Annotated in this window: 20 protein-coding genes and 1 pseudogene; 9 read left to right on the top strand and 12 right to left on the bottom strand. The window is 53.1% G+C overall.

Annotation, left to right across the window (positions count from 1 at the left end; genetic code table 11):
* Positions 1-165: 165 nt before the first annotated feature.
* A complete protein-coding gene (locus AB4P90_RS29485) occupies positions 166-2,523 on the top strand; it encodes a heavy metal translocating P-type ATPase (RefSeq protein WP_395605566.1) in 2,358 nt (785 codons plus the stop codon).
* 37 nt (positions 2,524-2,560) lie between these two features.
* Here the strand turns inward: AB4P90_RS29485 and AB4P90_RS29480 are convergent, their stop codons facing one another.
* Genes AB4P90_RS29480 through AB4P90_RS29465 form a run of 4 tightly spaced genes read right to left on the bottom strand, consistent with a single transcriptional unit; the run spans position 2,561 to position 4,373 of the window.
* Positions 2,561-2,743 carry a DUF1289 domain-containing protein gene (locus AB4P90_RS29480; protein WP_034115524.1) on the bottom strand — a complete coding sequence of 61 codons (183 nt, stop codon included), beginning with the start codon at positions 2,741-2,743 and terminating at the stop codon, positions 2,561-2,563.
* A gap of 2 nt (positions 2,744-2,745) precedes the next feature.
* Entirely contained in the window at positions 2,746-3,117 is a 372-nt protein-coding gene (locus AB4P90_RS29475) for a hypothetical protein (protein WP_034115525.1), read from the bottom strand.
* A gap of 39 nt (positions 3,118-3,156) precedes the next feature.
* Positions 3,157-4,077: a CDF family Co(II)/Ni(II) efflux transporter DmeF gene (gene dmeF / locus AB4P90_RS29470; RefSeq protein ID WP_395605565.1), complete on the bottom strand. Its 921-nt coding sequence runs from the start codon at positions 4,075-4,077 to the stop codon at positions 3,157-3,159.
* Between the two features lie 20 nt (positions 4,078-4,097).
* Complete coding sequence (locus tag AB4P90_RS29465; protein WP_019816892.1) at positions 4,098-4,373, bottom strand: metal/formaldehyde-sensitive transcriptional repressor; 276 nt, start codon at positions 4,371-4,373, stop codon at positions 4,098-4,100.
* Between the two features lie 360 nt (positions 4,374-4,733).
* On the opposite strand from AB4P90_RS29465, the gene AB4P90_RS29460 reads away from it, so the two are divergent.
* The gene (locus tag AB4P90_RS29460; RefSeq protein ID WP_019816893.1) at positions 4,734-4,934 is read left to right on the top strand and encodes a heavy-metal-associated domain-containing protein; all 201 of its coding nucleotides are present in this window, start codon (positions 4,734-4,736) and stop codon (positions 4,932-4,934) included.
* Positions 4,935-5,044: 110 nt separating this feature from the next.
* On the opposite strand, the gene flgB is transcribed toward AB4P90_RS29460, so the two are convergent.
* Positions 5,045-5,458: a flagellar basal body rod protein FlgB gene (flgB, locus tag AB4P90_RS29455; protein ID WP_019816894.1), complete on the bottom strand. Its 414-nt coding sequence runs from the start codon at positions 5,456-5,458 to the stop codon at positions 5,045-5,047.
* Between the two features lie 383 nt (positions 5,459-5,841).
* Here flgB and AB4P90_RS29450 point away from each other — a divergent pair, with 383 nt between their 5' ends.
* The 6 genes and pseudogenes from AB4P90_RS29450 (at position 5,842) to AB4P90_RS29425 (ending at position 10,679) form a co-directional block, all read left to right on the top strand.
* Positions 5,842-6,048, top strand: a complete 207-nt coding sequence (locus tag AB4P90_RS29450) for a co-regulatory protein PtrA N-terminal domain-containing protein (RefSeq protein ID WP_019816895.1) — start codon at positions 5,842-5,844, stop codon at positions 6,046-6,048.
* A 177-nt stretch (positions 6,049-6,225) separates the two neighbouring features.
* The gene (locus AB4P90_RS29445; protein ID WP_034115529.1) at positions 6,226-8,202 is read left to right on the top strand and encodes a copper resistance system multicopper oxidase; all 1,977 of its coding nucleotides are present in this window, start codon (positions 6,226-6,228) and stop codon (positions 8,200-8,202) included.
* Positions 8,203-8,214: 12 nt separating this feature from the next.
* Complete coding sequence (locus AB4P90_RS29440) at positions 8,215-8,463, top strand: hypothetical protein (RefSeq protein WP_131670796.1); 249 nt, start codon at positions 8,215-8,217, stop codon at positions 8,461-8,463.
* On the top strand, positions 8,435-9,409 hold the full coding sequence (locus AB4P90_RS29435; protein ID WP_019816897.1) for a copper resistance protein B: 975 nt from the start codon (positions 8,435-8,437) through the stop codon (positions 9,407-9,409). The genes AB4P90_RS29440 and AB4P90_RS29435 overlap by 29 nt, the downstream gene beginning before the upstream one ends.
* 9 nt (positions 9,410-9,418) lie before the next feature.
* Positions 9,419-10,222: pseudogene (locus AB4P90_RS29430) on the top strand (c-type cytochrome).
* Entirely contained in the window at positions 10,212-10,679 is a 468-nt protein-coding gene (locus AB4P90_RS29425) for a DUF411 domain-containing protein (RefSeq protein WP_032872163.1), read from the top strand. The pseudogene AB4P90_RS29430 and the gene AB4P90_RS29425 overlap by 11 nt, the downstream one beginning before the upstream one ends.
* Positions 10,680-10,982: 303 nt before the next feature.
* Here AB4P90_RS29425 and AB4P90_RS29420 read toward each other — a convergent pair whose 3' ends face one another.
* The 6 genes from AB4P90_RS29420 to AB4P90_RS29395 form a co-directional block, all read right to left on the bottom strand.
* Positions 10,983-11,315: a DUF2790 domain-containing protein gene (locus tag AB4P90_RS29420; protein ID WP_032872197.1), complete on the bottom strand. Its 333-nt coding sequence runs from the start codon at positions 11,313-11,315 to the stop codon at positions 10,983-10,985.
* A gap of 187 nt (positions 11,316-11,502) precedes the next feature.
* On the bottom strand, positions 11,503-13,134 hold the full coding sequence (locus AB4P90_RS29415) for a TniQ family protein (RefSeq protein ID WP_225568932.1): 1,632 nt from the start codon (positions 13,132-13,134) through the stop codon (positions 11,503-11,505).
* Between the two features lie 378 nt (positions 13,135-13,512).
* Positions 13,513-15,180, bottom strand: a complete 1,668-nt coding sequence (locus AB4P90_RS29410) for a TnsD family Tn7-like transposition protein (RefSeq protein ID WP_082060923.1) — start codon at positions 15,178-15,180, stop codon at positions 13,513-13,515.
* Positions 15,181-15,197: 17 nt separating this feature from the next.
* Entirely contained in the window at positions 15,198-16,658 is a 1,461-nt protein-coding gene (locus AB4P90_RS29405; protein WP_019816907.1) for an ATP-binding protein, read from the bottom strand.
* The gene (locus AB4P90_RS29400; RefSeq protein ID WP_019816908.1) at positions 16,655-18,823 is read right to left on the bottom strand and encodes a Mu transposase C-terminal domain-containing protein; all 2,169 of its coding nucleotides are present in this window, start codon (positions 18,821-18,823) and stop codon (positions 16,655-16,657) included. The genes AB4P90_RS29405 and AB4P90_RS29400 overlap by 4 nt, the downstream gene beginning before the upstream one ends.
* Entirely contained in the window at positions 18,820-19,674 is an 855-nt protein-coding gene (locus tag AB4P90_RS29395; protein ID WP_019816909.1) for a TnsA endonuclease N-terminal domain-containing protein, read from the bottom strand. The genes AB4P90_RS29400 and AB4P90_RS29395 overlap by 4 nt, the downstream gene beginning before the upstream one ends.
* 320 nt (positions 19,675-19,994) lie before the next feature.
* Between AB4P90_RS29395 and AB4P90_RS29390 the strand changes: the two genes are divergently transcribed.
* On the top strand, positions 19,995-20,360 hold the full coding sequence (locus tag AB4P90_RS29390; RefSeq protein WP_395605564.1) for a hypothetical protein: 366 nt from the start codon (positions 19,995-19,997) through the stop codon (positions 20,358-20,360).
* 167 nt (positions 20,361-20,527) lie between these two features.
* Here AB4P90_RS29390 and AB4P90_RS29385 read toward each other — a convergent pair whose 3' ends face one another.
* Positions 20,528-21,460, bottom strand: a complete 933-nt coding sequence (locus tag AB4P90_RS29385) for a phosphatidate cytidylyltransferase (RefSeq protein ID WP_014720583.1) — start codon at positions 21,458-21,460, stop codon at positions 20,528-20,530.

The following is a 21,460-nucleotide window of genomic DNA, read 5'->3' as shown; positions in this document are numbered from 1 at the left end:
TTCTGCCGGCCCGACGCAAGAGTTGGCTACGCTAAGTCGCAAGTAACATAGCAACGCTTCTCAGCCGGGGTCCGTGCGGAAACATCACCGCACCACTGTGGAGCCGCAAATCAGCGTTGTACTGAATATGCTCATTTCTAGTAGCACCTTACAAGGGGAATAGACATGCCTACCACCTCTGGCCATCACGACCATAATCACACCCATGCTGCTTCCCGGGATGATGCTGATCTACATGACCCGGTGTGTGGAATGGCAGTCACTTCGTCGAGTAAATTTGCTGAGACTTACCAAGGACAGACGTATCGGTTCTGTAGCCTGAAATGTCAGGAGAAGTTTCGAGCGGACCCTGAGCGCTACAGTGGCCACGTGGTGCGCAACGAGTCAGGCAGCACAACGCCGGAGTCTGCGGTACAAACGGGCACTGAATTTACGTGCCCGATGCATCCTGAAATACGGCAGACCGGATCCGGTAACTGTCCTAAATGTGGCATGGCACTAGAGCCTGTCATGCCGGCGCTTGATGAAGAAGAAAATCCTGAACTCCGGGATTTCAATCGCCGCTTCTGGTGGTCGCTGCCCTTAACCGTGGTCGTAACCGTGCTCGCGATGGCGGGTCACTCGTTACAACTTCTTCATGGTTCGGCTCAAAACTGGATCGAGTTCGCTCTGGCGACACCCGTGACCTTATGGGCAGGATGGCCTTTTTTTGTAAGGGGACTGGCCTCGGTTAAAAATCGCAGTCCCAACATGTGGACTCTGATTGGGTTGGGCACCGCCGCAGCTTATCTGTACAGCGTCATAGCAACGCTCTTCCCCCAAAGTTTTCCCGCCAATTTCATGCAAGATGGACGTATCGGCGTTTACTTCGAAGCGGCAGCGGTCATCATCTCGCTCACGTTGCTTGGCCAGATCCTTGAGCTCAAAGCCCGATCACAAACTTCCGCCGCCATTAAGTCACTTCTCGGCCTTTCGCCCAAAACTGCACGTCGGATCAATGCCGATGGCGAAGAGGAAGACATTCCTCTCACCCATGTGCACCTGGGAGACCACTTACGGGTCAGACCAGGTGAAAAGGTGCCAGTTGATGGTTCGGTACTTGAGGGTGAAAGTGCGGTGGATGAGTCGATGCTCACTGGCGAGCCAGTCCCGGTAATGAAGAAAGCTGGAGATAGCCTGATCGGCGCCACGCTGAATACGCATGGAAGCCTGGTAATGGAGGCGCAGAAGGTCGGTGCCGAAACCATGCTGTCCCAGATCGTACAGATGGTCGCGAGAGCTCAGCGTTCCAAGGCTCCTATGCAACGAATGGCCGACTCGATTGCCGGCTACTTCGTGATGGGTGTTATCACGATTGCGATAATGACATTTATCGGTTGGGGGCTTTTCGGCCCTGAGCCCAGTTGGGTGTTTGGTCTAATCAACGCTGTCGCCGTGCTGATCATCGCTTGTCCCTGTGCGTTGGGACTTGCTACGCCTATGTCGATCATGGTGTCGACAGGTAAAGCAGCCAGCAAGGGTGTTTTGTTCAGAGATGCCAGTGCAATTGAAAGCCTTTGCAGAATCGACACGCTGATTGTCGACAAGACAGGCACCCTGACAGAGGGACGGCCCGTGTTTCACAGCGTGGAGGCCACTCCCACCTTCAATCCCGACGACGTCCTTCACCTGGCTGCCAGCCTTGATCAGGGCAGCGAGCATCCTTTAGCACATGCGATCGTCGATCACGCCAGATCCGAGAACATCAAGCTGACCAAGCCGGAATCCTTTGAGTCTGATTCGGGTATCGGCGTCAGTGGCGTTGTCGATGGCAAAAAGCTCCAGCTGGGGAACACCGCGTTGATGGAAGCCGCAGGCGTGACCACCAGCCCCCTACAAGAGCGCGCTGAGGTATTGCGACTTGACGGCATCAGTATTGTCTACCTCGCCGTCGACGGCGCATTGGCAGGTTTGTTGGCCGTCTCAGATCCGATCAAGCCGACCTCAAAAGAGGCCGTCACCAAGCTTAAGGCTCACAACGTTAAAATCATCATGGCTACTGGGGACGGGCTTACTACCGCTCGGGCTGTCGCTAGGGAAATGGGGATTGAAGAGGTCCACGGTGAAGTCAAACCCCAAGACAAGGAGCGCCTGGTGGCAGACCTACAGCAATACGGGCGAAAAGTGGCCATGGCGGGTGACGGTATCAACGATGCTCCGGCCCTGGCGCGAGCAGATGTGGGGATAGCCATGGGAACGGGGACAGACGTGGCGATGAATAGCGCGCAACTCACGCTGGTAAAAGGTGACCTGATGGGGATCTTACGAGCACGAGCTCTTTCGGTCGCCACAGTTAAAAACATGCGCCAGAATTTGGGCTTTGCTTTTCTCTACAACTCAATGGGTATACCTCTTGCCGCTGGTTTGCTCTATCCATTGACGGGGCACCTCCTGTCGCCAATGATCGCTGCCATAGCCATGAGCGTCAGTTCCGCGTCGGTAGTTTTCAATGCATTGAGGCTGAGGAATACCCGAGTTGACTGACCTTCAAAATTGCAGCGTTTTAACTCGGGGGGAATGGCTATCCATGTGCTTTCTTCAATTCCTTTAAGCGCGCATTCGCCCGTTGCACAGCGGCCATTTTTTCAGGCCGCTTCATGCGCTTCCACTTTCTGATGTCTTCCTTATTCCGCCCGCAGCTCACACACAGATCACCACTGAGTTGGCAAACCGAGATACAGGGATTCTCGATCTCTTTTGCCATAGTCAGCCCCCCTTAGCTTTATGTAATTCAGCCACGCGATGTTTCCAGTCGCCTATGTGCGTGCGTTGGCACTCTTGCTCCGAGTCGAAGCGGACATTGCGGTCTGAAACAGGCAGGTCAAGATTGGCCTCTTTCAAGGCGATCGCCGTCAACTCAAAGATGCGGGCCTTCGCGTCAATCTCGGCCCGCTTCCTGTCAGCCAGGGTTTCGAACACCCAGATGACCTTCAGGGTTTCAGCCAACGCACTTAGGTCAGCGGTGTGAGTGAGCCAAATAAACCCCTTTATCTCATCCTTTGCTGTTTCGCACGCGTCGGTGAGCGTGACGATCAACTGGCGCTCGATCCGAGCCAGTTCACGTTTACCGGGCGGCATCGGTGTGTCCTATAGAGGTTGTGCTGGACAGGCGCTGAGTCATGTCTGCCGGAACTCGACGGTCAGGTGGCTGACTTCGTGAACTGTTTTGAGACGCTCACGAATGCTCTCGGCGTTCACAGTGGCTTCACCTAGAACGCTGACGATCGCCGCGCACGCTTGAGGTCCCACCCTCCAAACGTGCAAGTCTGTAATGGTAGCGCCACCAGGTTTCTCAACGAGTTCGCGGATTTCCTCGGCAACGTGCGCGTCGGTCTGATCGAGCAACACGCCCGCAGTTACCCCCATCAAGGTCCAGGCCCAACGCGCGATAACGATAGCGCCGACGATACCCATGACCGGGTCGAGCCGCACCCAACCCAGATATCGACCGGCAAGCAAGGCAGCGATGGCCAGAATCGACGTCAGCGCGTCTGCAACGACGTGGACATAGGCGGACCTCAAGTTGTTGTCGTTTCCGTTGTGGGCATGAGGGTGATCGTGGTCGTGCCCATGTCCATGCCCATGCCCATGACCCAGCAGCAGGGCACTGACAATGTTGACGAGCAAACCGACAACGGCGATGAGGGTCGCGGTGCCAAACTGAACCGGTGTTGGCTGCAACAAACGCATGAACGATTCAACGCCAATGCCCAACGAAATCATGCCAAGAATCAGCGCCGAGGCGAACCCGCCCAAGTCTCCAACCTTTCCTGTACCGAAACTGTAGCGCTGGCTGGTAGCGTGGCGTTTTGCGTATCCGTAAGCGGCCGCCGCGATGCCCAATGCGCCGGCATGGGTTGCCATGTGGAAGCCATCGGCCAGTAACGCCATCGAACCCGTGATATAGCCGGCGGTGATCTCCCCGATCATCATTACCACCGTGAGTGCTACAACCCAAAGCGTACGCTTGGCATTCTCATCGTGCGCTGAGCCTAGAAACACGTGGTCGTGTGTGTAATCGATGTCGGTCCTGCTCATACGTGTTTACCTGGATGCATTCACTTGGAGTACCGGCGGATAGCTTCAAGAAGCTCTTCGACGCCCTTGTTACGCTCTTCTTCGCTGAGCGCGGGGTTCGCGACATGTGCTCGTGCGTGATCCTCGATGATCTCCTCCATCAGCCCGTTGATGGCACCCCGAGTGGCCGCAACAAGATGTAGTGTCTTGGCGCAGTCGAAGTCCGATTCCAATGCTCGTTCAACAGCTTGAATTTGCCCGGCAATACGTTTTACACGTTTAAGAAGATCGTCTTTGTGTGATGCGATATGACCCACGCTATACCCCCCCTACCTATATAGGGTCGCATGATAGGCCTCCCCCCTATACCTATGCAAGGTTCGCGGGAGGACAGATCAAAGCCGTTGACGAAACGAGAGGCATACAAAATCGTTGGATCAAGCGAGAGAGCCGCAATGTTGCCGTTAGCCGACCTTTACCGACGAGAACAATAGGGCGCACTCCTGGAAACCGTTCAAATGGTAGCGAGCTAATTAGCAGCCGAGTGGTCAAGTCCCGTAAAACTTCTCGAAATCTGCGCTCACGGCTTTGATTAGATAATCGTTGACCTTGCCATGGTGTCAACGTCGATGCTGTCGCTGCGGGTAAAGACACCGCTCAGCACGAGGGTAATTTACATGGTTGTCTTAGATGTATCAGGCATTGGTTGCGGCAGCTGCGTCGGCAAAATCACCAGAGCGATCCAGGCACTGGACGACAACGCTACGGTCTCCGTCGATCGATCAACCGGTAAGGTGAGTGTTGAAAGTAGCGAAAACGCTGAACAGCTCCGTAAAGCTGTGGAGGCTGTTGGTTTTCCTTCCAAGATCAGCCATTGAATGGAGACGCCTGCTCCTGAGTAGAGCGTCGTCTGATGGTGAATACCTTTGAATCCGAAAGTACCTGAGCCGCTGTATCGGCCAAAGTTGGCTCGCATGCGCCTATGCTGCTAGTCACCGCGCAGAGCTTTGAGCAAACCCTTGAATGCTCCATTTAGCCGAGTAAAAGCGGCATCGAAACGTATCGCGTTTTCCGTGTATTTCGCGACCTCGACCTGCTGATCGACAGTATTTTGGTCCAAGGCAGGCTGAGCCGGCGTGCTGTAAAGCAAGTCGCGCCCGTATATAGCCACCGCCGATTCTTTCTTAAGAAAATGCTTTGCGTTTGTTGTTTTCAAAGAAAACGCAGTGGTAGCAGGTTCTTTGGTTTGGCTGGCGAGCACAGTAGAAAAATCCAAGTCTTGGGCTTTGAAGTTCGGAGTGTCAGCGTTCGCGATATTGTTACTTAAGATCTCAGCTCTTTGGCCACGATAAACTAACGCTCTTTCTGCGGAGCCTAATGCTTTCTCAAAATTAATACTCACAATTAATCACCCTCGGTGGCATTACTATCTTCTTTGATCATTGAACACCCAGCTGTTGCAGCAGAGCATTCAAGTCTCCTTTTAATTTTAATGCAGAGACCTAGAACATCGCCTCCGTGAGAATTAATGGAACCCAAAGCAATGATTACACTTCAATCTTATATTCAATAAAAGTCGCGCAATGCGAAAAGATGGAGACCATACGTATTAAATAGCGTGTACTTCAAGAAAAATATTCCAAACTGACACAACTGTAATATTGGCCTAAGCTTCCTGACAGGGGGTGTCTCTTATAGTCCAACTGAGTCTTTTGCTCACCCCCAAAGAGTCCAATCCATGATGTGATTCAGAGGGGATATTTTCACACATCTGAGGTAGCCCATATGAACACCATCAAAACCTTGTTCGTCGTCGCAGCGCTGACTGTTTCCACTCTGGCCATGGCTGAAGGCGGTGGTGACCGGACTTTCGCACGTATGGAAGTGGCCAGGACGAATTCGATGGAATCGTACCAGGTAGCTCAAACGCAGAGCGCTCAACCGCCTGTCGCTGAAAGCAAAGCCAAAGCGATGGACCATAAAAACTGCTGAACGATCAGGCACGCGGCCAAGCTGACAGAAATGTAATCACGAAGGTGGTTTAGATGTGGCAATTTCTGAGCTCGCTTGCAATGAAAAATTCGTCTTTTTTTCGGTACGCGAAGCTCATCTTGCCAACTCACGGGTTGATTTGAACGGCTCCCTTTTGACTGATCGGAAATAAACGGCATGCATTCCAAAACCTCTAGACGGACATTCGTTAAAGGCCTGGCCGCCGGCGGCATCCTTGGTGGCCTTGGTCTGTGGCGCACTCCTGTATGGGCAGTGACCAGTCCCGGCCTGCCGAGCGTCCTCACCGGCAACGAATTTGATCTGTTTATTGGTGAAACGCCGGTAAACATCACTGGCTCGCCGCGCACAGCCATGACCATCAATGGCTCGTTGCCGGGGCCTTTGCTGCGTTGGCGCGAAGGGGAGACGGTCACTCTGCGCGTGAAGAACCGTCTGGATCAAGACACCTCCATCCACTGGCACGGCATTATTTTGCCTGCCAACATGGATGGCGTACCGGGTTTGAGCTTCCACGGCATCGCGCCCGACGGCATGTACGAATACAAGTTCAAGGTGCATCAAAACGGCACGTACTGGTACCACAGCCATTCTGGGTTGCAAGAGCAGGCAGGTGTTTACGGGCCAATAGTCATCGATTCGAAAGAGCCTGAGCCGTTTCAATACAATCGCGACTATGTGGTGATGCTGACTGACTGGACCGATGAGGATCCTGGGCGCGTCATGGCCAAACTCAAGAAACAATCGGACTACTACAACCACCACAAACGTACCGTGGGCGACTTCATCGACGACGTCAGCAAGCAAGGTTGGTCTGCTGCCGTCGCCGACCGGAAAATGTGGGCCGAAATGAAAATGAACCCAACTGATCTGGCAGACGTCAGCGGGGATACTTACACCTACCTCATGAATGGCCAAGCGCCGAACGGCAACTGGACCGGTATTTTTAAGCCTGGCGAGAAGCTACGCCTGCGCTTTATCAATGGCTCAGCGATGAGCTATTTCGATGTTCGCATTCCTGGTTTGAAAATGACCGTGGTGGCGGCCGACGGCCAATATGTCCAACCAGTCAGTGTCGATGAATTCCGAATCGCCGTGGCAGAAACCTATGATGTGATTGTTGAGCCTGCCACCGAGGAGGCTTACACAATCTTTGCCCAGTCCATGGATAGAACCGGCTATGCGCGGGGGACCTTGGCAGTTCGTGAAGGACTGAAAGCACCGGTACCGGCGATCGATCCGCGTCCGCTGTTGACCATGGATGACATGGGCATGGGCGGTATGGCTGGCATGGACCATGGCAGCATGGCTGGCATGGGCGGCGGCGATATGAAACAGGGTGACATGTCAGGTATGGCTGGCATGGATCACAGCAAGATGCAGGGAATGGACCAAGGTGACATGACCGGGATGACCGGCATGGGCAGTGGTGACATGACCAACATGGCCGGCATGGACCATAGCAAGATGGCAGGTATGGACAAAGGTGACATGTCCAACATGGCCGGCATGGACCACAGCAAGATGGCGGGGATGGACAAAGGCGACATGTCCGACATGGCCGGCATGGACCACAGCCAGATGGCAGGGATGGGCGGTATGGGAGGCGAGATGCAATCTCACCCAGCGTCCGAAACCAACAACCCGTTGGTTGACATGCAGGCCATGAACCCAACGCCAAAACTGAACGATCCAGGTATCGGTTTGCGGAACAACGGTCGACGGGTGCTCACTTACTCAGATCTGAAGAGCACTTTCCAGGACCCTGATGGCCGAGAGCCCAATCGCACCATTGAGCTGCATCTGACCGGTCACATGGAAAAGTTTTCCTGGTCCTTCAACGGCATCAAATTTTCTGATGCTGAGCCCCTTCGTCTCAAGTACGGGGAGCGTCTTCGCATCACCTTGGTAAACGACACCATGATGACGCACCCCATCCACCTTCATGGAATGTGGAGCGACCTTGAAGATGAAAACGGCAAGTTCATGGTACGTAAGCACACAATCGACATGCCACCGGGTACCAAGCGCAGCTATCGAGTAACCGCCGATGCTTTAGGTCGCTGGGCCTATCACTGCCACCTGCTTTTCCATATGGAAATGGGCATGTTCCGTGAAGTACGGGTTGATGAGTAAAGGAGACGATCTGTGAGCACACACCTAAATCGTAAATCGCTGATCGGTTGCCTCTTTGCTTTTGGCCTGATGGGTGGATTCTCCTGCGTAGCATTGGCAGTCGAAGAACGTGGTGATCCTTCACCTGCTACTTCTGCGGATGCGCCGAACAAGACTGCGACCACGTCAAACGAGGCAACGCCGAATCACGCGACGATACCTCATACCAAGATGCGCCATGAGTCGATGGATCATGACCATGAAAACAAGAAGGCGGATTGAGATCATGACCAAGAATTTTTTACGCCCAACGTTGATGGTATTGGCAGTTTCTACGAGTCCTGTCTTCTTTGCCGTGGCTCACGCCGCTGAAGAGATGGATCACTCGAAGATGAACCATGGCTCCATGGGAGCGATGGACCATAGCAACATGGGGGCTATGGACCACAGCAAGATGAAAATGGACGACGGTCAAATGACCGGCATGGAAAGTATGGATGAAGGGACGACGACAACCAGTCGAACCCCTGTCCCCGTACTTACCGATGCTGACCGTGCAGCCGCCTTTCCAGATGTCGCTGGTCATGGTGTCCACGACAAAACAATCAACTCTTTCATGCTGCTGGATAAGTTTGAATACCAGGATGCTGACAACGGTAGTGCGTTGGCTTGGGATGCGAAAGGATGGATCGGCGGTGACATTGATCGACTGTGGTTGCGCTCGGAAGGCGAACGTACCAATGGCGTGACGGAAAGTGCTGAATTATCCGCGCTCTGGGGGCACTCCATCGGACCGTGGTGGGACGTCGTCACCGGTGTACGACAGGATTTCAAACCAGGGTCTCCTCAAACCTGGGCCGCACTCGGCATTCAGGGCATGGCCCTCTACAACTTCGAGGCCGAAGCGACTGCCTACATCGGTGAGAACGGTCAATCGGCTGCTCGACTGGAAGGCGATTACGACATTCTGCTGACGAATCGATTGATCTTGCAGCCGACGGCCGAGGTCAATTTTTATGGGAAGAATGACCCTCAGCGCGGCATCGGGTCCGGATTAGCCAACACCGAAGTGGGGCTCCGATTGCGTTATGAGATTGTCCGCCAATTTGCCCCTTATATCGGGGTGAGTTGGAGCCGTTCCTATGGCAATACGGCAGACTTTGCACGTGAGGAAGGTGAAGATGCCAGCGAGGCACGCTTTGTCGCCGGTATCCGGATGTGGTTCTGAGAACCGGGCATGAAGATTACACTGAAGGCACTGATAGCTGCTGGTCTGGCCACCGTAGCAGCGGCTGCCGGCGTGGTATATTTCGGCGTGATCAATGTCGGGGCGGATGATCCCCACTCTGCCCCTGTCTACGCGCTACTTTCTATTGCTCGGGATCGCTCGATCGAAGTGCGCTCGCGCGACATTCAGGTCCCCGACCTGAGCCAAGAAGCCCTCATCCGTGAAGGTGCTGGCAACTACAACTCGATGTGTGTCGGTTGCCATTTGGCTCCGGGCCTTACAGGCACCGAACTGAGTAACAGCCTTTACCCCGCACCTCCGAACCTTTCAAAACTGGGCGTCGATGGGCACCCAGCCGCAGCTTTTTGGATCATCAAGCACGGCATCAAATCCACCGGCATGCCCGCGTGGGGCAAAAGCATGGCCGATCCGTACATATAGGGGATGGTCGCATTTCTCCAGCAGCTTCCGTCACTTGATACAGAGCAATACAAAGCCCTGATCACGAGTAGCGGTGGCCATCAACACGGTGGTGGCGAAAGCGTGATGCACAACCATGAGGGTCAACATGGAACGACCCAGGGGCAAAGTGGCGCAGGTGCTGCCAACCAAAGGGCGGAAGTCCGCGCTAATGATGACGAGAAAAACACGGCACATGCCCATGGCCCCTCCGCAGCGCCGTCTGCAAAGGAGCCTGCGGACCACGCCGATCATAAGGGTAGGGAAGCTTCAGATGACGCGGCCCCGACTCCAACCGTACAGCCCAAATCACATACACATACTGATGGGAAGGAACATACCCATGCGAAATAATTCTCTTCGTCGCAGACGGGCACTTCGTCTCGCTGCTCTCGTGGCTCTGTTCATCAGTTCAGCCAGTCACGCAGCAGAGCCATTGACGATCGATGTACATCGCGACGCTAATTGCGGATGCTGCAAGAAATGGGTCCAGCACCTTGAAGCCAGCGGCTTTACCGTCGTTGATCACGTGGAAACCAACATGAGCGCGATCAAGCGCGGTCTCGGGATTTCTCCTGAGCTCTCGTCCTGTCACACAGCAACCATCAACGGAAAGTTTGTTGAAGGTCACGTGCCCGCCGAGCAAATCATTGCGATGAGCAAACGTGATGACCTGCTCGGGATTGCCGTTCCAGGCATGCCGGCCGGCTCCCCAGGAATGGAAGTGGACGGGAAACATGACGCGTATAACGTAATCGGCTTGTCAAAGGCAGGCACAGACCACGTCGTTGCTGAATACCCCGAAAACTGATCTTCTAATCTCACTCCTGCATGGTGAAGGTCATGGCCGTGCAGAGGACATAGCTCATTTCGAACGTAAAAAAGGCGCCACTAGGGCGCCTAAACCACCTCCCAAACCAAAGGAAAAACAAGGAGGCGGGATGTATCAGGTGGTCGAGCAATTGTTTACTGCACGTTAGAAACCCTTCGACTGACGGAATGATTTCATAAAATGGATAACTTCAGGCTTTCCTGAAAATTACTTCTACGTCAGCGAGCAGTAAGCTAGTTTCGGACAAAGGAGAATTATGCAGTTCTTAAATAATTTCATTGTCTAGCTTCCATGGGGGCAGTTGTCGGCCATGACCTTATATTCCACGGTGTTAAGCTTGCCCGTAGAGTCTTCATAGGTCATGCGCGAAGGGGCAACCCCACAGGTTTTATTGGCTTGCGTGACACTGACGACCTTGTGGATATCGAGGTTCATACCATATTCATAATGAACAACTTCAGGAGGAGTCTTGCCGTTCCTTGAGGCATATTGCTCCATTGCTTGTTGGTTCTCTTGCATCATTCGACCATACACGCGGTCACCGCCACCTTCAGCCATGGCTAATGAAGATAAGGTCAAAATCGAAGCGGCGCAAAACGCTTTCACTGCTGTCATTGCTTTCATGATTTTCTCCTAAAGCTCAATTTACTGAGTTAAAGAGTAACAAGTGAAAGCTTTCAGAAAGCTGCCGCGAAGGTTACTAATGTGAAAGGTGGACGCTACCCCGCATTTACGCTTTCAAGCCAGATGGGATTTTTGTTAACACCAAAGGTTGGCAGACGCTGACGGAACAAAGATGCCCTCAAAAGCTTATTTGAACCGGTGGTCCCTCCCAATTCCTCGATACGCCGGTAGACCTGAGCAGGGCCTCCGCGTCGACCCCGGTTCTTGCCAGGCTTTCCAGATCCCACTCGAAGAAACTGCAAAAAACCAGGAAAACCTTGCTTGATACCGCTGAGGTCAATCTTACCGTCGAGTAATTCACGGGGAGCTTCATCCTGATGAGTTCAGAGACAGTCCACACCAAAGTTCTTAGACGAAAATGCCATACTGACTCCTGATGAATCTTGATCTGTTGATAAGTAAGAGGGAACCTCTGCTTGCGTAGATCCAGCTCATGAGGTAACGAACCTGGGAGCAGCGATTGCAAATTCCGAATGTTCACTCTCTTCGGATCTTTCGTAACTTTATACAGCTCATCTACGCCCGCTTCGATAAGGGCTGCATAGGCGTCGTCTCTTGAGTCGACGGACTTTTCGACCTTAACTGTAGCTTTTTTAGGGGCATGGAGTTTTGCCATTAACCATGCGTTATCATTTTCTAGAATCCATTGCGTAGGTTTGTACGCCTTCTTCCAGAGGTACTCGATATTGGCATCGGTACGTAGCGCTAAAAGCAACTCGATTTTTTGGCGATATCTAGTTTTTTGACTAAGACGCGATTCTTCGACTTTGGGCGCTCGCGGAGAAACAGCGGCACTCAGCAGAATAGACTCATTCTTCAGAGCCTCTTCAAAGCCATCTGCACTGGAAAACAAATGAAGAGCAATGATCAAATGCCGCGCGAGCGGCATATTTAGCTGACCTTTATCTGATTTGAGCCGGATCCATTGCTCATGCTTTCCGGTGTTGTAGGCTGGATCAATCTGCGCCAAAAGCTCATCGCCGTAAGCGCTTTGGATGCTGTCGAATAGTTTTGCGATACCCGCATTTTTTCCGAAAATGAATCCGCGTTTCTTGCATTGGCGGACGTAGCACGAACTTAATACCGTACTGCCTATCGGAGGGATATTGCGTTGCAGGATATCGTGTGCGAACAGAGCGACTTTCTGTTCCATCTTTGACCCCTTGTGTATTGCTGCGCTGTTTAACGGGCTCCAGCCGCATGCGCATGGCTCAGTCAGATTGGGAAGCAGCTTCAATTTACGGTAGAACGGGCGAGAGCACTCGGGGCAGGCATGGATCAATGCGTCGCCATGACGCCAACAGACGGCAACACCGGGTATCTGGTGAGATCGATGCCAGTAGGCAGAACCCCGCTCAATCAAATCTTCCTGAACGCAGGTAGGACAAAGCTTAGCCTTGCCATGGGTGGACTCTTCTCTGCGGGGCACCCGTACCACCCCGTCATAACCCAGTGGCCCTACGTCGTTCTCTGGCCCCTGCTTAACCCCAAGAAACGGTCGGTAAGCAGGAAAAGTAGTATTGCTTCTGATCAACTCTGCGAGATTGCTCTCCGATTGCCCCGGCAGCCTGTGCGCGAGCCTCTCGATCTGCTTGGGTACGATGCCACCGATGCAAAAGGGTTTCGATGCGAACAAATCGCGATAGGTTTCCGTCGCGGTTCTGTTACCTGACAGATAGTGATATCGGGTGACACGAGAGTAAAGCATTTCATCCGGCATCGAAACGGGGAAAAATAATAGATCAGACATCATTTACCGATTAAAGGTAGGGCTCGAAGAGAATGTGCATCCGGGGGCAGTATATATGCAACCCCTAAAATTCTGCATCCGGTCTGGATTTGAAATGACAAGCCGCTCAACTTTGAATCGTAGTGAATTCATCTAAATCCTGCCGCGCCCGTATTCCTCGAATACAAAACACGTATCGATAAACCCGCGTAGGTCAGCCCATGCCGGTTGCAAAACTATTTCAGTTGATCGCGGGTTAGTACGTTTACATGCTGATCGTGATGATCCAGCGTATGCCGGACCTATTCTGGAGGGGAATTTTTTCATTAACAGAAAAATAATGGGTTTATGGTGAATTGATTTAGAACTTTTTAGATGGAGGGGGAATGCCCAGCTGGATTACAGCATGGGTCGAATGCTCGCGACCCTGTAGAGCGAAGAACGTGATACAGCCTTGCCCTCTGAGAGCAATTGGCGTCTAGCCCATCGCAGACGCCTATCGTGAAAGCCTTCGATTGGTTCACATACTTTTTCGAGCATTGCTGCACACAGAGGAAGCTTGCAAAGCTGCTTTTCGAAGCGAGAAAGAACATGAAGCTCCCGACCTATCCTGGTACGCGAAATGCGGACAGGCTTACCCGCAAGAGCATAAAGCGCGTCGGCACACTGACGGACTTCGCCGGCCAGTCTCGCATCGAGGGCAGCGAACATTTCGGTGCTATTTAGACGAGGCGTACGATGGGGGCTTGGGTTTGCAGTTGACTCCGAAAGCCACTGCTTATCGTGGCGATACAGCCACGCATACCCCCTGCATGCATGTGCTTTGTAAAATCGATAATCAGCCTCGAAAGCCGCGCGTCTTGCGCATAGCTCAGTGTGAAATCGTGCCTCCCTCCAAGCATCTTGCCCGCCGGGTACATTTCTGATGTGACGATAGACATACGCTGATGAAACGCCTAGAACGGCAGCGATCTTTTTGGCATCAGCTCCTTCAAGAGCATGTTGCCACACAGCGGCTGACGAACAGTCCAGGCCTTCACCAGGCATCACCGGAGAAAGGCGCGCGTGAAGCCGAATGTGAGCTTTCGGATCACATGCCACCGCCTCTTTCACTGGGCATTGACCATGAAGCAAGCTCACCATTTCAACGCCCAGAGCACCGGCCAATAAAATGTATTTGAGCGGATGGTGAGAGGTTATAGGCGTACGAAGCAGCTTCGTGACCCATGAGGCGGGTGTACCTGCACGAACATCTCCGAGTATAGAAAACTCCCATTCTCGCGGGAGTGCAGCAAAAAAATCGGCCATGTGCTGCGCCAGCATGTGCAGGTGCAAGCGATGGTTATCAGAAGCAAGGTTGAGCTGCGTTGCCCTGTGTAAAAGCGTGAAGCGCACCGCCTCCGCCGACAAAGCAGTGACGTCAGACTCGAGGACCTGAAGTGAGCGCAACGCTATTTCGTGAAGCGGTGGCATGCACCGCAACGGGGTGTCGAGAAGTACTGTGTGTGCTTGCACATTCTCATCATTGGGCAGATTGAGTTGTCGAGAGCTGCGGCTGGACCAGCGAGGATCAAGGATCCTGAGTGACGTACCGTGATGCGGACATACCAGCACGCCTGGAAGCATGTGGACCCTGTGCCAGTAAGCGACTCCCCGTTGAGCCTGATCTTGTGCGATACATTCTGGGCATAACCGCACTCGGGAGGCGAATCCAATACGGCTCGCGTTGACGCCCAGCTTCAACATCAAGCCTTTCCCATCAGCGGTCATCAGCGTCCGAGCGTGTTCGACCTGGCTCATCCTCAAAAACGGCGCATAGTAGGGTAATAATGTGTGGCGCATGAGGACCTCGGCTACCGATAGCTCAGTACCGCTGGGTAGCGCATCGACAAAATCCCCTAAATGACTCGGGAATGCCACATTTTGCGAAAAAGCTGCCGCCGATTTCAGTCCGGCAAATGCTGCTTGGCAATTACGAACACCGCAAAGACGGGCATAACGAGAAATCACGCTGTGCAGCGTCTCGTCGGGAAACGCGGCGGGGAAGAAATGGAGTTTAAGTTGCACTTCACCCCCCCTCCGACTCACGCTTTGTGATACATCGGTGAGAACTCAAACAGGTCCTCGTTGAGCCAGCCCGCAGCGCGCAGAGCGTCGAGGGGAGCGTCATGTTCGCTAAGCGCTTTAGCCTCTGAGTTTTCCACAGCAGTAGCAATCGGCGATGGGTGATCTTTCGCAAAAATGGTCGGAGATGGGTCTACCGGCTTCTCACGGGATACAACGCTTCGAAGCAAGGTGAGGCGATCCTCTCGTGCCAATCCATCGAAAACCATCATTTCGCTCAGCTGATCCTCAATCGGCAGCAAATCGTCAAACTGTCGCATCCGCTTCGGATCACGGCTACGCAGAGCTGAAAGGGCTGGCTTTAGAATCTGCATTTTTGAGTTGCTTACCTTCACCAGGATCTCGGCAGTCAAACACTCCGAGCCACTCTGGACCGCATAACGCTGACTCAATACCAGCAGCTTGACCAGGAAATCCGTGACGCCTTGAGTGTGCTCATACAGCGTGTCAAAAATCTCGTCGGTCAGCTCAGCCGTCTGTTTGCACCACTGATAGCTCCAGAGATTTTCGACCAACAACCGCCACTCCTCATCATCCTTTTCGAATCGTTTGAATTCGAGCGTACCAGCACCACAAACTCGGCGGGCAGTCCGCATGGCTTCTGAGAACAGGCTAATCGTCGAGTTCGTGCCACTGAAAACCACCGGGATACCGATGTTGTTTACCAAGTGCAGGAAAAAATTCAGCATGCTCTCCTTACCACCGGTTTTCGCCAGGTGGAGGTTTTGCAGCTCGTCGATCAACAAGGCGCCGATGAAAAACGTGCTGGCCACCTGCTCCATCTGTTGCAGCGCATCATTGATGTTTCGATGCCGGTAGCGCTTGTGGTAGTCCTTGTCTCCTAGAGCGTCTCCAACCGCATAAAAAAACTGCTGGCAAAATCCAGCCAGCGATCCATCCCGAGGGCAGTCAAGCTTCAGCCATGTGATTTGGGTATGAACAAACTGCTTTCCCTCATAGCGCTCATGACGGATTGTCTGTGGATAAAGGCTCAAGATGGCGTGGAGTGCCGTTGACTTGCCAATGCCGCTCAGGCCGACGACCGTAAACGTTTCTGCAGTGGACTTGAACGCATCGTGGTAACGCTGAGCTCCCGATAAAGAATGCAAATGCCGGACGGTAGCGGGCGACATCGGGTTACGCCCGACATACCCTCGACGGATGAGCAGTGAGAACAGGGCCTCCAGTTCCAGATGTAGCAAGAACGGCTGTACGACGGTTCTCAGCCTGTCGATACAGTGAATTCGAGTGGCTCCTTCCAGCGTCAGCTCTTTCGGATCCACCGGCTGAGGAAAGTTCGAAATCAGTTCAACAGCCGCCGCCTCCGACAATATCGGAGGCAAAGCTTCGATAAGCGGGTTACCCGCATACTCACTAATGTCCTGTCTGACGTAATTGGCAAACGTCTGTGCACCTTTCATTTTGCCTGTCCTGGCCGAATTCTTTTGAGCAAATCGATAACCTGAGCGGTGCGCTCACCGGCATATGAATCATGCGCTTTCTGTGTCGTTTCAGATTGAAGTGAAGCTGGCTCCACCCTGACGCCTTCAGGAACAACCGCATTTTCACGCTCGCGGAGACGTTCTTCTGCGCGGTTCTCGCGGATGTTTCCAGTGGCCTCTGCCTTAGTAGGCGGAGCAGGTTCCTGTTTTCGTTCTGCGAGCGCGTGACTGATGATCTGGTGGACCTGATCGCTAAGCTGCACACGGCTTTCCAGCTCAGCTCGACGGCGAGTAGGCGGTTTTTGGCGATAGGCTTCGAGCAGATCAAAAATCTCGTCCGAGCGATAATTCGCGTAACCGGCATCCGATCGTCGAAGATCACAACGGATAAACTGCTTGGCCTCTCCTTGAATCCAAATGTGTGCCGCAGAGTTCGGATCGAACCAACACTCTATTGACCAAACGCCCCCTTTGCGAGCCTTGGCAAACCAATCTTTCTCTATGGCCATATCACACACGTAGTGCATGCCGCGAAACATCACTCCGCCCTTTTGAACGGTCGCGCGCTCACGCGGTAAAAGGTGGAGATAAACCAGCTCGTCGGGACGTTTGTTGGATTCGATCAGGTCGTTGTCGCAGGCCCAATTCCATATACCGTTAGGCGTAGGTTCTACGCCGTCATTCATCATCGCTTGAGTCAGTCGGTCAGGCTGTCGATGGTGACGGTTATAGTGGAGCACGCAATTGATGAGGATTTGGGTGAACTCTTTGAGGTTCAGCGTGGCATCGAGCCGGTAATCTCGCTCGCCGCGCTCTTTGTCCCGCGCAGCTACCCCGCCAGGTAGCCACCTGATACCCGTCAAATCATTCAAAATGCCAAACCGACTTTCTACCATAGGCTTCCAATCAGGCCGATAAGGTGGGGCAGTGCCCATCTCAATTCCCAACCCTGAGGATAACCCCTCTGCTGCGAGTGACAGCATCTCTCCCCGGTCGGCGTAAATCTGGTGGGGCAGGTGGTGACAATTCCAATCATCTGCATTGATGTCAACGCCGTTCTGAGCGCAGAACTCGACTTTGGAGGTAAACGCGTTGAACAGCGCTTGTCTCGCCCCATTCCAACTAGGGCCCTCCAATCCTACATAGAGACCAGCAATTATTCCGGAGAAACTATCCACTACGATATAAACAACGGGCCGACCAATGAGCATCCGTCTAGAGTAGCTGTTGACCAAATAAATATCGGCAATCGTTGCGTCGATTTCGAACTGATGACAGGGTCCACGCAGCCAATCTCGAACGGTACCTGAAAGCGGACGGCAATCCTTTAACCACCTCCTCAACCCTTTACGGCCACGCTCGGTTTCAATCTCGTCGAAAAAAATCTGTCCCCAATATTGGAACTGCCTCAAGCTGGGGAGTTCTGAACCAGGCAACAAACGAAGCTCTTCTTCACTGTTTTTAGAGATGTCTCGAACAGAGTAGAATCGTCTCAACATTTCGTCATATGCGCTCGAAATAGATGATTTCTTATCTCTTACATAAAGAGCATATCCAACACGGATGCATCGTTTATCAACTGCACTGAGCATCTTGGAAGGCGAAGTAAGAACGCCTTGAAATTTAGGCTTTCGCCCTGGTGGCCTGCTCGGATCATATTTTCTATCGGCAACCCCTACTGCCGTATAATTGTTAAGCAATGAGTTGCGAACTTGACCATAAAACCAATAGCGGTAAAGAAGTCGATAGATCGTTTTCCGCTGGATTCCGAGCTCTGACGCCCGTTTGCTAACAAGTCGGCCTAACTCACCTCGTACAAATATTTGTCCTGGGTATTCAGGATCTAGCAGAGGGGCGATGACGGCCCACTTTTCGTCCCGGCCTTGCTTGGCTCTCTCATCCAACTGTTCCTCAAGCACAAGCATGAACTCGGGCGTGGCAATGGCTGCTGGTTTGGTGTGACCAGACGCTAACGATCGACGAAGCTCCTCCAGACCCACAGCGTATGGCTGCCGGGGTGGGTCAGATAGATCCATCACAACTGCTAAGTCATGCGTTTCATCTTGGTAAAGGAGCCTGGCTATCGTAGCGATGACCGACAGATCGGTTACAGGCTCGAAAACGTCATTAACGAGAACAGTCATGACATTTTCTCCTTCAACGATACTTGGACAGGGCTCGGGGAAACTTCGAAGTCAGGAACTAGACCAGTAAGGTGGAGAGGAGTGTTAACCAAATCTATTTTGAGTGTTTTGTTCCAAACCAGATGAAAGAAAATTGCTTGAGCGTCTATATAGGAAATGGACAGAAGTGATGCTATTTTTCTTAGACAGGTGGCCAAGGTCCACGAATATTCCCGGCTGTTTACCAAGCACTCAATAAAATTCGAATGCAACGGCACTTTCATTAGATCACGCGAGAGCTTCGAGTATCTCCTGACTAGTCCGAGATTTTTTATAAAATCTCGTGTAAAAAACTCGTCTGTTACGATTTTCCAATCTACACCTTGGCTTTCCCAAAAACGCTTTTCAATTTCAAGTTTTTCAAGCGTTCTTTTACTTCCATTGCCAATTAAATCGGAACGATACTTCACCGTCCTAGCTACCGATTTGAAGTTTCCGCTCGGGTCCTTAACAGTTAACAGGAAGTCTGTTGTCATCACATAAGGCAGTGTTGTTCTAGGGTATCTTGGATAGCGTACATCGATCGCCGACGCTATCGCTTGCGCACGCTCTGTGGGTAGTAAAGGGTATTGCTCCCGTATATCCACGACGTCTTCAGAAAATTCACACACAAGGAAGTACGAACGCTCGAGATCTGACAGGAGGTGATGAATCCTCTCGATCTTCACGCCTTGAATCTTGTGCGAACGACCTATCGACGGGACATCTTGTACCCGCAGCCAAGGCACGTAGCTTGCCCCGGCGCCTTCGCCAAATCCATTTGCAATGTGCCGTTCAATGTCCTGCTGTGATGCAAACTTACGACCTCGCAACCACGCCTCCTCAGTCGATGCGGACCGCTTCACCTCGCGCCGAGAAAAAGTCGTAGAAGGACACGACCGGCAAAGCGGCCGTATACAAAACGTTTTCTAGACTACACCCGCTGAAAGTTGAAGCGATGATTCCAGACCAAAGGGAAAGCCTGGAAAGGAAAACCCCCGTAGATACGGGGGTTTGAGCCTTGTGTCAATCTATGTTCGCCAGTGTCAAACTTTATTGTTTTGTGTCAATCTTTATTGTTAAAAACCAAGGGGCTGTTTTCAACAGCCCCTTTTTTGTGTTTTGAATTCGCTCAATTCAAGGATGCGTATTGATGCAAAACCCTCCTGCTACCGTCCACGCACGTTTGCGCAATCGCCGGTTCGTGGTCGCCAACAACGCCCAAGGGTTGTCCGGTACCGGCACCGTGTTTCATTACGAAGTCGAAGGCGGGGTGATTTCGAGCACTTACCACGGTGGCCGAATTCGCCTGGGAACGCAGGTCGGGCGGGTGACCGGCCCAGATACTATCGAGCTGCTTTATCAGTGCGTCACCCTGGACGGGGAGCTGCTCGCAGGGTGGTCACGAGGCACGGTAGGTGTTGATCACGCCGGGCGCACTACCCTGAGTTTCGTTTGGGGCTGGCTATCGGGTGCGACCGGAGGCGGAGAGTCTAGCTATATCGAGATCACTGGCTAGAGGTATTGAAAGCACCATAAAACCTACAGGTAGGCGCATATCCCCTGTGGGAGCTGGCTTGCCTGCGAGGGCTGCGTGTCAGTCGCTGCATCTGTTACTACACCACCGCCTTCGCAGGCAAGCCAGCTCCCACATTTGATCTCCATCGGGTTTGAGAAAGGGGTGGGTTAGGTCCACCAGTAGCGCACGAGATGAAAGAAGATCGGCGCCGCAAAGCACACCGAATCCAGCCGATCCAGCATCCCGCCGTGCCCTTCGATCATGTGGCCCCAGTCTTTCACCCCGCGGTCACGCTTGATCGCCGACATCACAATCCCTCCCGCAAACCCCAGCAGGTTGATCAGCAGCGCGATCAGGAATGATTGCCAGGGATTGAACGGTGTGGTCCACCACAGCGCTGCGCCGATCAGCGACGACAACAGGATCCCGCCGACAAAACCTTCCACGGTTTTCGACGGTGACAGGTTGGGCGCGATCTTGTGTTTGCCGAACAGCTTGCCGCACACGTACTGCAGCACGTCCGACAGTTGCACCACGATCACCAGATAGGCGATCAGCAGCAGGTTACGGCCTTCGTAACCCGGTATGTCCAATGTCAGCAGCGCCGGGACGAAAGACACGCAGAACACGGCGATCATCAACCCCCATTGCACCTTCGATGCCCGTTCCAGAAAGTGCGTACTGTCGCCGCCCAGGGAGGCGAGGATCGGCAGCAGCAGGAACACGTACACCGGGATGAAGATCGAGAACAGCCCATACCAGTCGGCGTAGATCAGCAGGTATTGCAGCGGCAGGGCCAGGTAAAACGCGGCCACCAGGGCCGGGTAGTCGCTGCGCCGGGTCGGGGTGAGGGTGAGAAATTCGCGCAGGGCGTAGAACGACACCGCGTAGAACAGCAGGATCACCGCGCCGGTGCCGAGCCAGAAGGCGATGCCGATGACCACCACCATCACCCACCAGGCGTTGATGCGGGCGTTGAGGTTGTCGATCACTGCATTCGGGCTGCCACGGGTGCGCAGCTTGAGGATCAGGCCGATCAGCGAGGCGATGACCAGGATCGCGCCGATGCCGCCAAATAACATCAGGGTTTGGCTATCCAT

Source organism: Pseudomonas sp. B16120, from assembly GCF_044218845.1.
In the GTDB taxonomy this organism is placed as follows: domain Bacteria; phylum Pseudomonadota; class Gammaproteobacteria; order Pseudomonadales; family Pseudomonadaceae; genus Aquipseudomonas; species Aquipseudomonas paracarnis.
This window is presented reverse-complemented; position numbering and strand designations above follow the sequence as displayed.

Excerpts from the sequence above, each read along its gene's own strand:
- AB4P90_RS29485 (WP_395605566.1), top strand. The coding sequence starts at position 166 with ATGCCTACCACCTCTGGCCATCACGACCATAATCACACCCATGCTGCT.
- AB4P90_RS29480 (WP_034115524.1), bottom strand. The coding sequence starts at position 2,743 with ATGGCAAAAGAGATCGAGAATCCCTGTATCTCGGTTTGCCAACTCAGT.
- AB4P90_RS29475 (WP_034115525.1), bottom strand. The coding sequence starts at position 3,117 with ATGCCGCCCGGTAAACGTGAACTGGCTCGGATCGAGCGCCAGTTGATC.
- dmeF (WP_395605565.1), bottom strand. The coding sequence starts at position 4,077 with ATGAGCAGGACCGACATCGATTACACACACGACCACGTGTTTCTAGGC.
- AB4P90_RS29460 (WP_019816893.1), top strand. The coding sequence starts at position 4,734 with ATGGTTGTCTTAGATGTATCAGGCATTGGTTGCGGCAGCTGCGTCGGC.
- AB4P90_RS29450 (WP_019816895.1), top strand. The coding sequence starts at position 5,842 with ATGAACACCATCAAAACCTTGTTCGTCGTCGCAGCGCTGACTGTTTCC.
- AB4P90_RS29445 (WP_034115529.1), top strand. The coding sequence starts at position 6,226 with ATGCATTCCAAAACCTCTAGACGGACATTCGTTAAAGGCCTGGCCGCC.
- AB4P90_RS29435 (WP_019816897.1), top strand. The coding sequence starts at position 8,435 with ATGACCATGAAAACAAGAAGGCGGATTGAGATCATGACCAAGAATTTT.
- AB4P90_RS29425 (WP_032872163.1), top strand. The coding sequence starts at position 10,212 with ATGCGAAATAATTCTCTTCGTCGCAGACGGGCACTTCGTCTCGCTGCT.
- AB4P90_RS29420 (WP_032872197.1), bottom strand. The coding sequence starts at position 11,315 with ATGACAGCAGTGAAAGCGTTTTGCGCCGCTTCGATTTTGACCTTATCT.
- AB4P90_RS29415 (WP_225568932.1), bottom strand. The coding sequence starts at position 13,134 with ATGTCTGATCTATTATTTTTCCCCGTTTCGATGCCGGATGAAATGCTT.
- AB4P90_RS29405 (WP_019816907.1), bottom strand. The coding sequence starts at position 16,658 with ATGAAAGGTGCACAGACGTTTGCCAATTACGTCAGACAGGACATTAGT.
- AB4P90_RS29400 (WP_019816908.1), bottom strand. The coding sequence starts at position 18,823 with ATGACTGTTCTCGTTAATGACGTTTTCGAGCCTGTAACCGATCTGTCG.
- AB4P90_RS29390 (WP_395605564.1), top strand. The coding sequence starts at position 19,995 with ATGCAAAACCCTCCTGCTACCGTCCACGCACGTTTGCGCAATCGCCGG.
- AB4P90_RS29385 (WP_014720583.1), bottom strand. The coding sequence starts at position 21,460 with ATGGATAGCCAAACCCTGATGTTATTTGGCGGCATCGGCGCGATCCTG.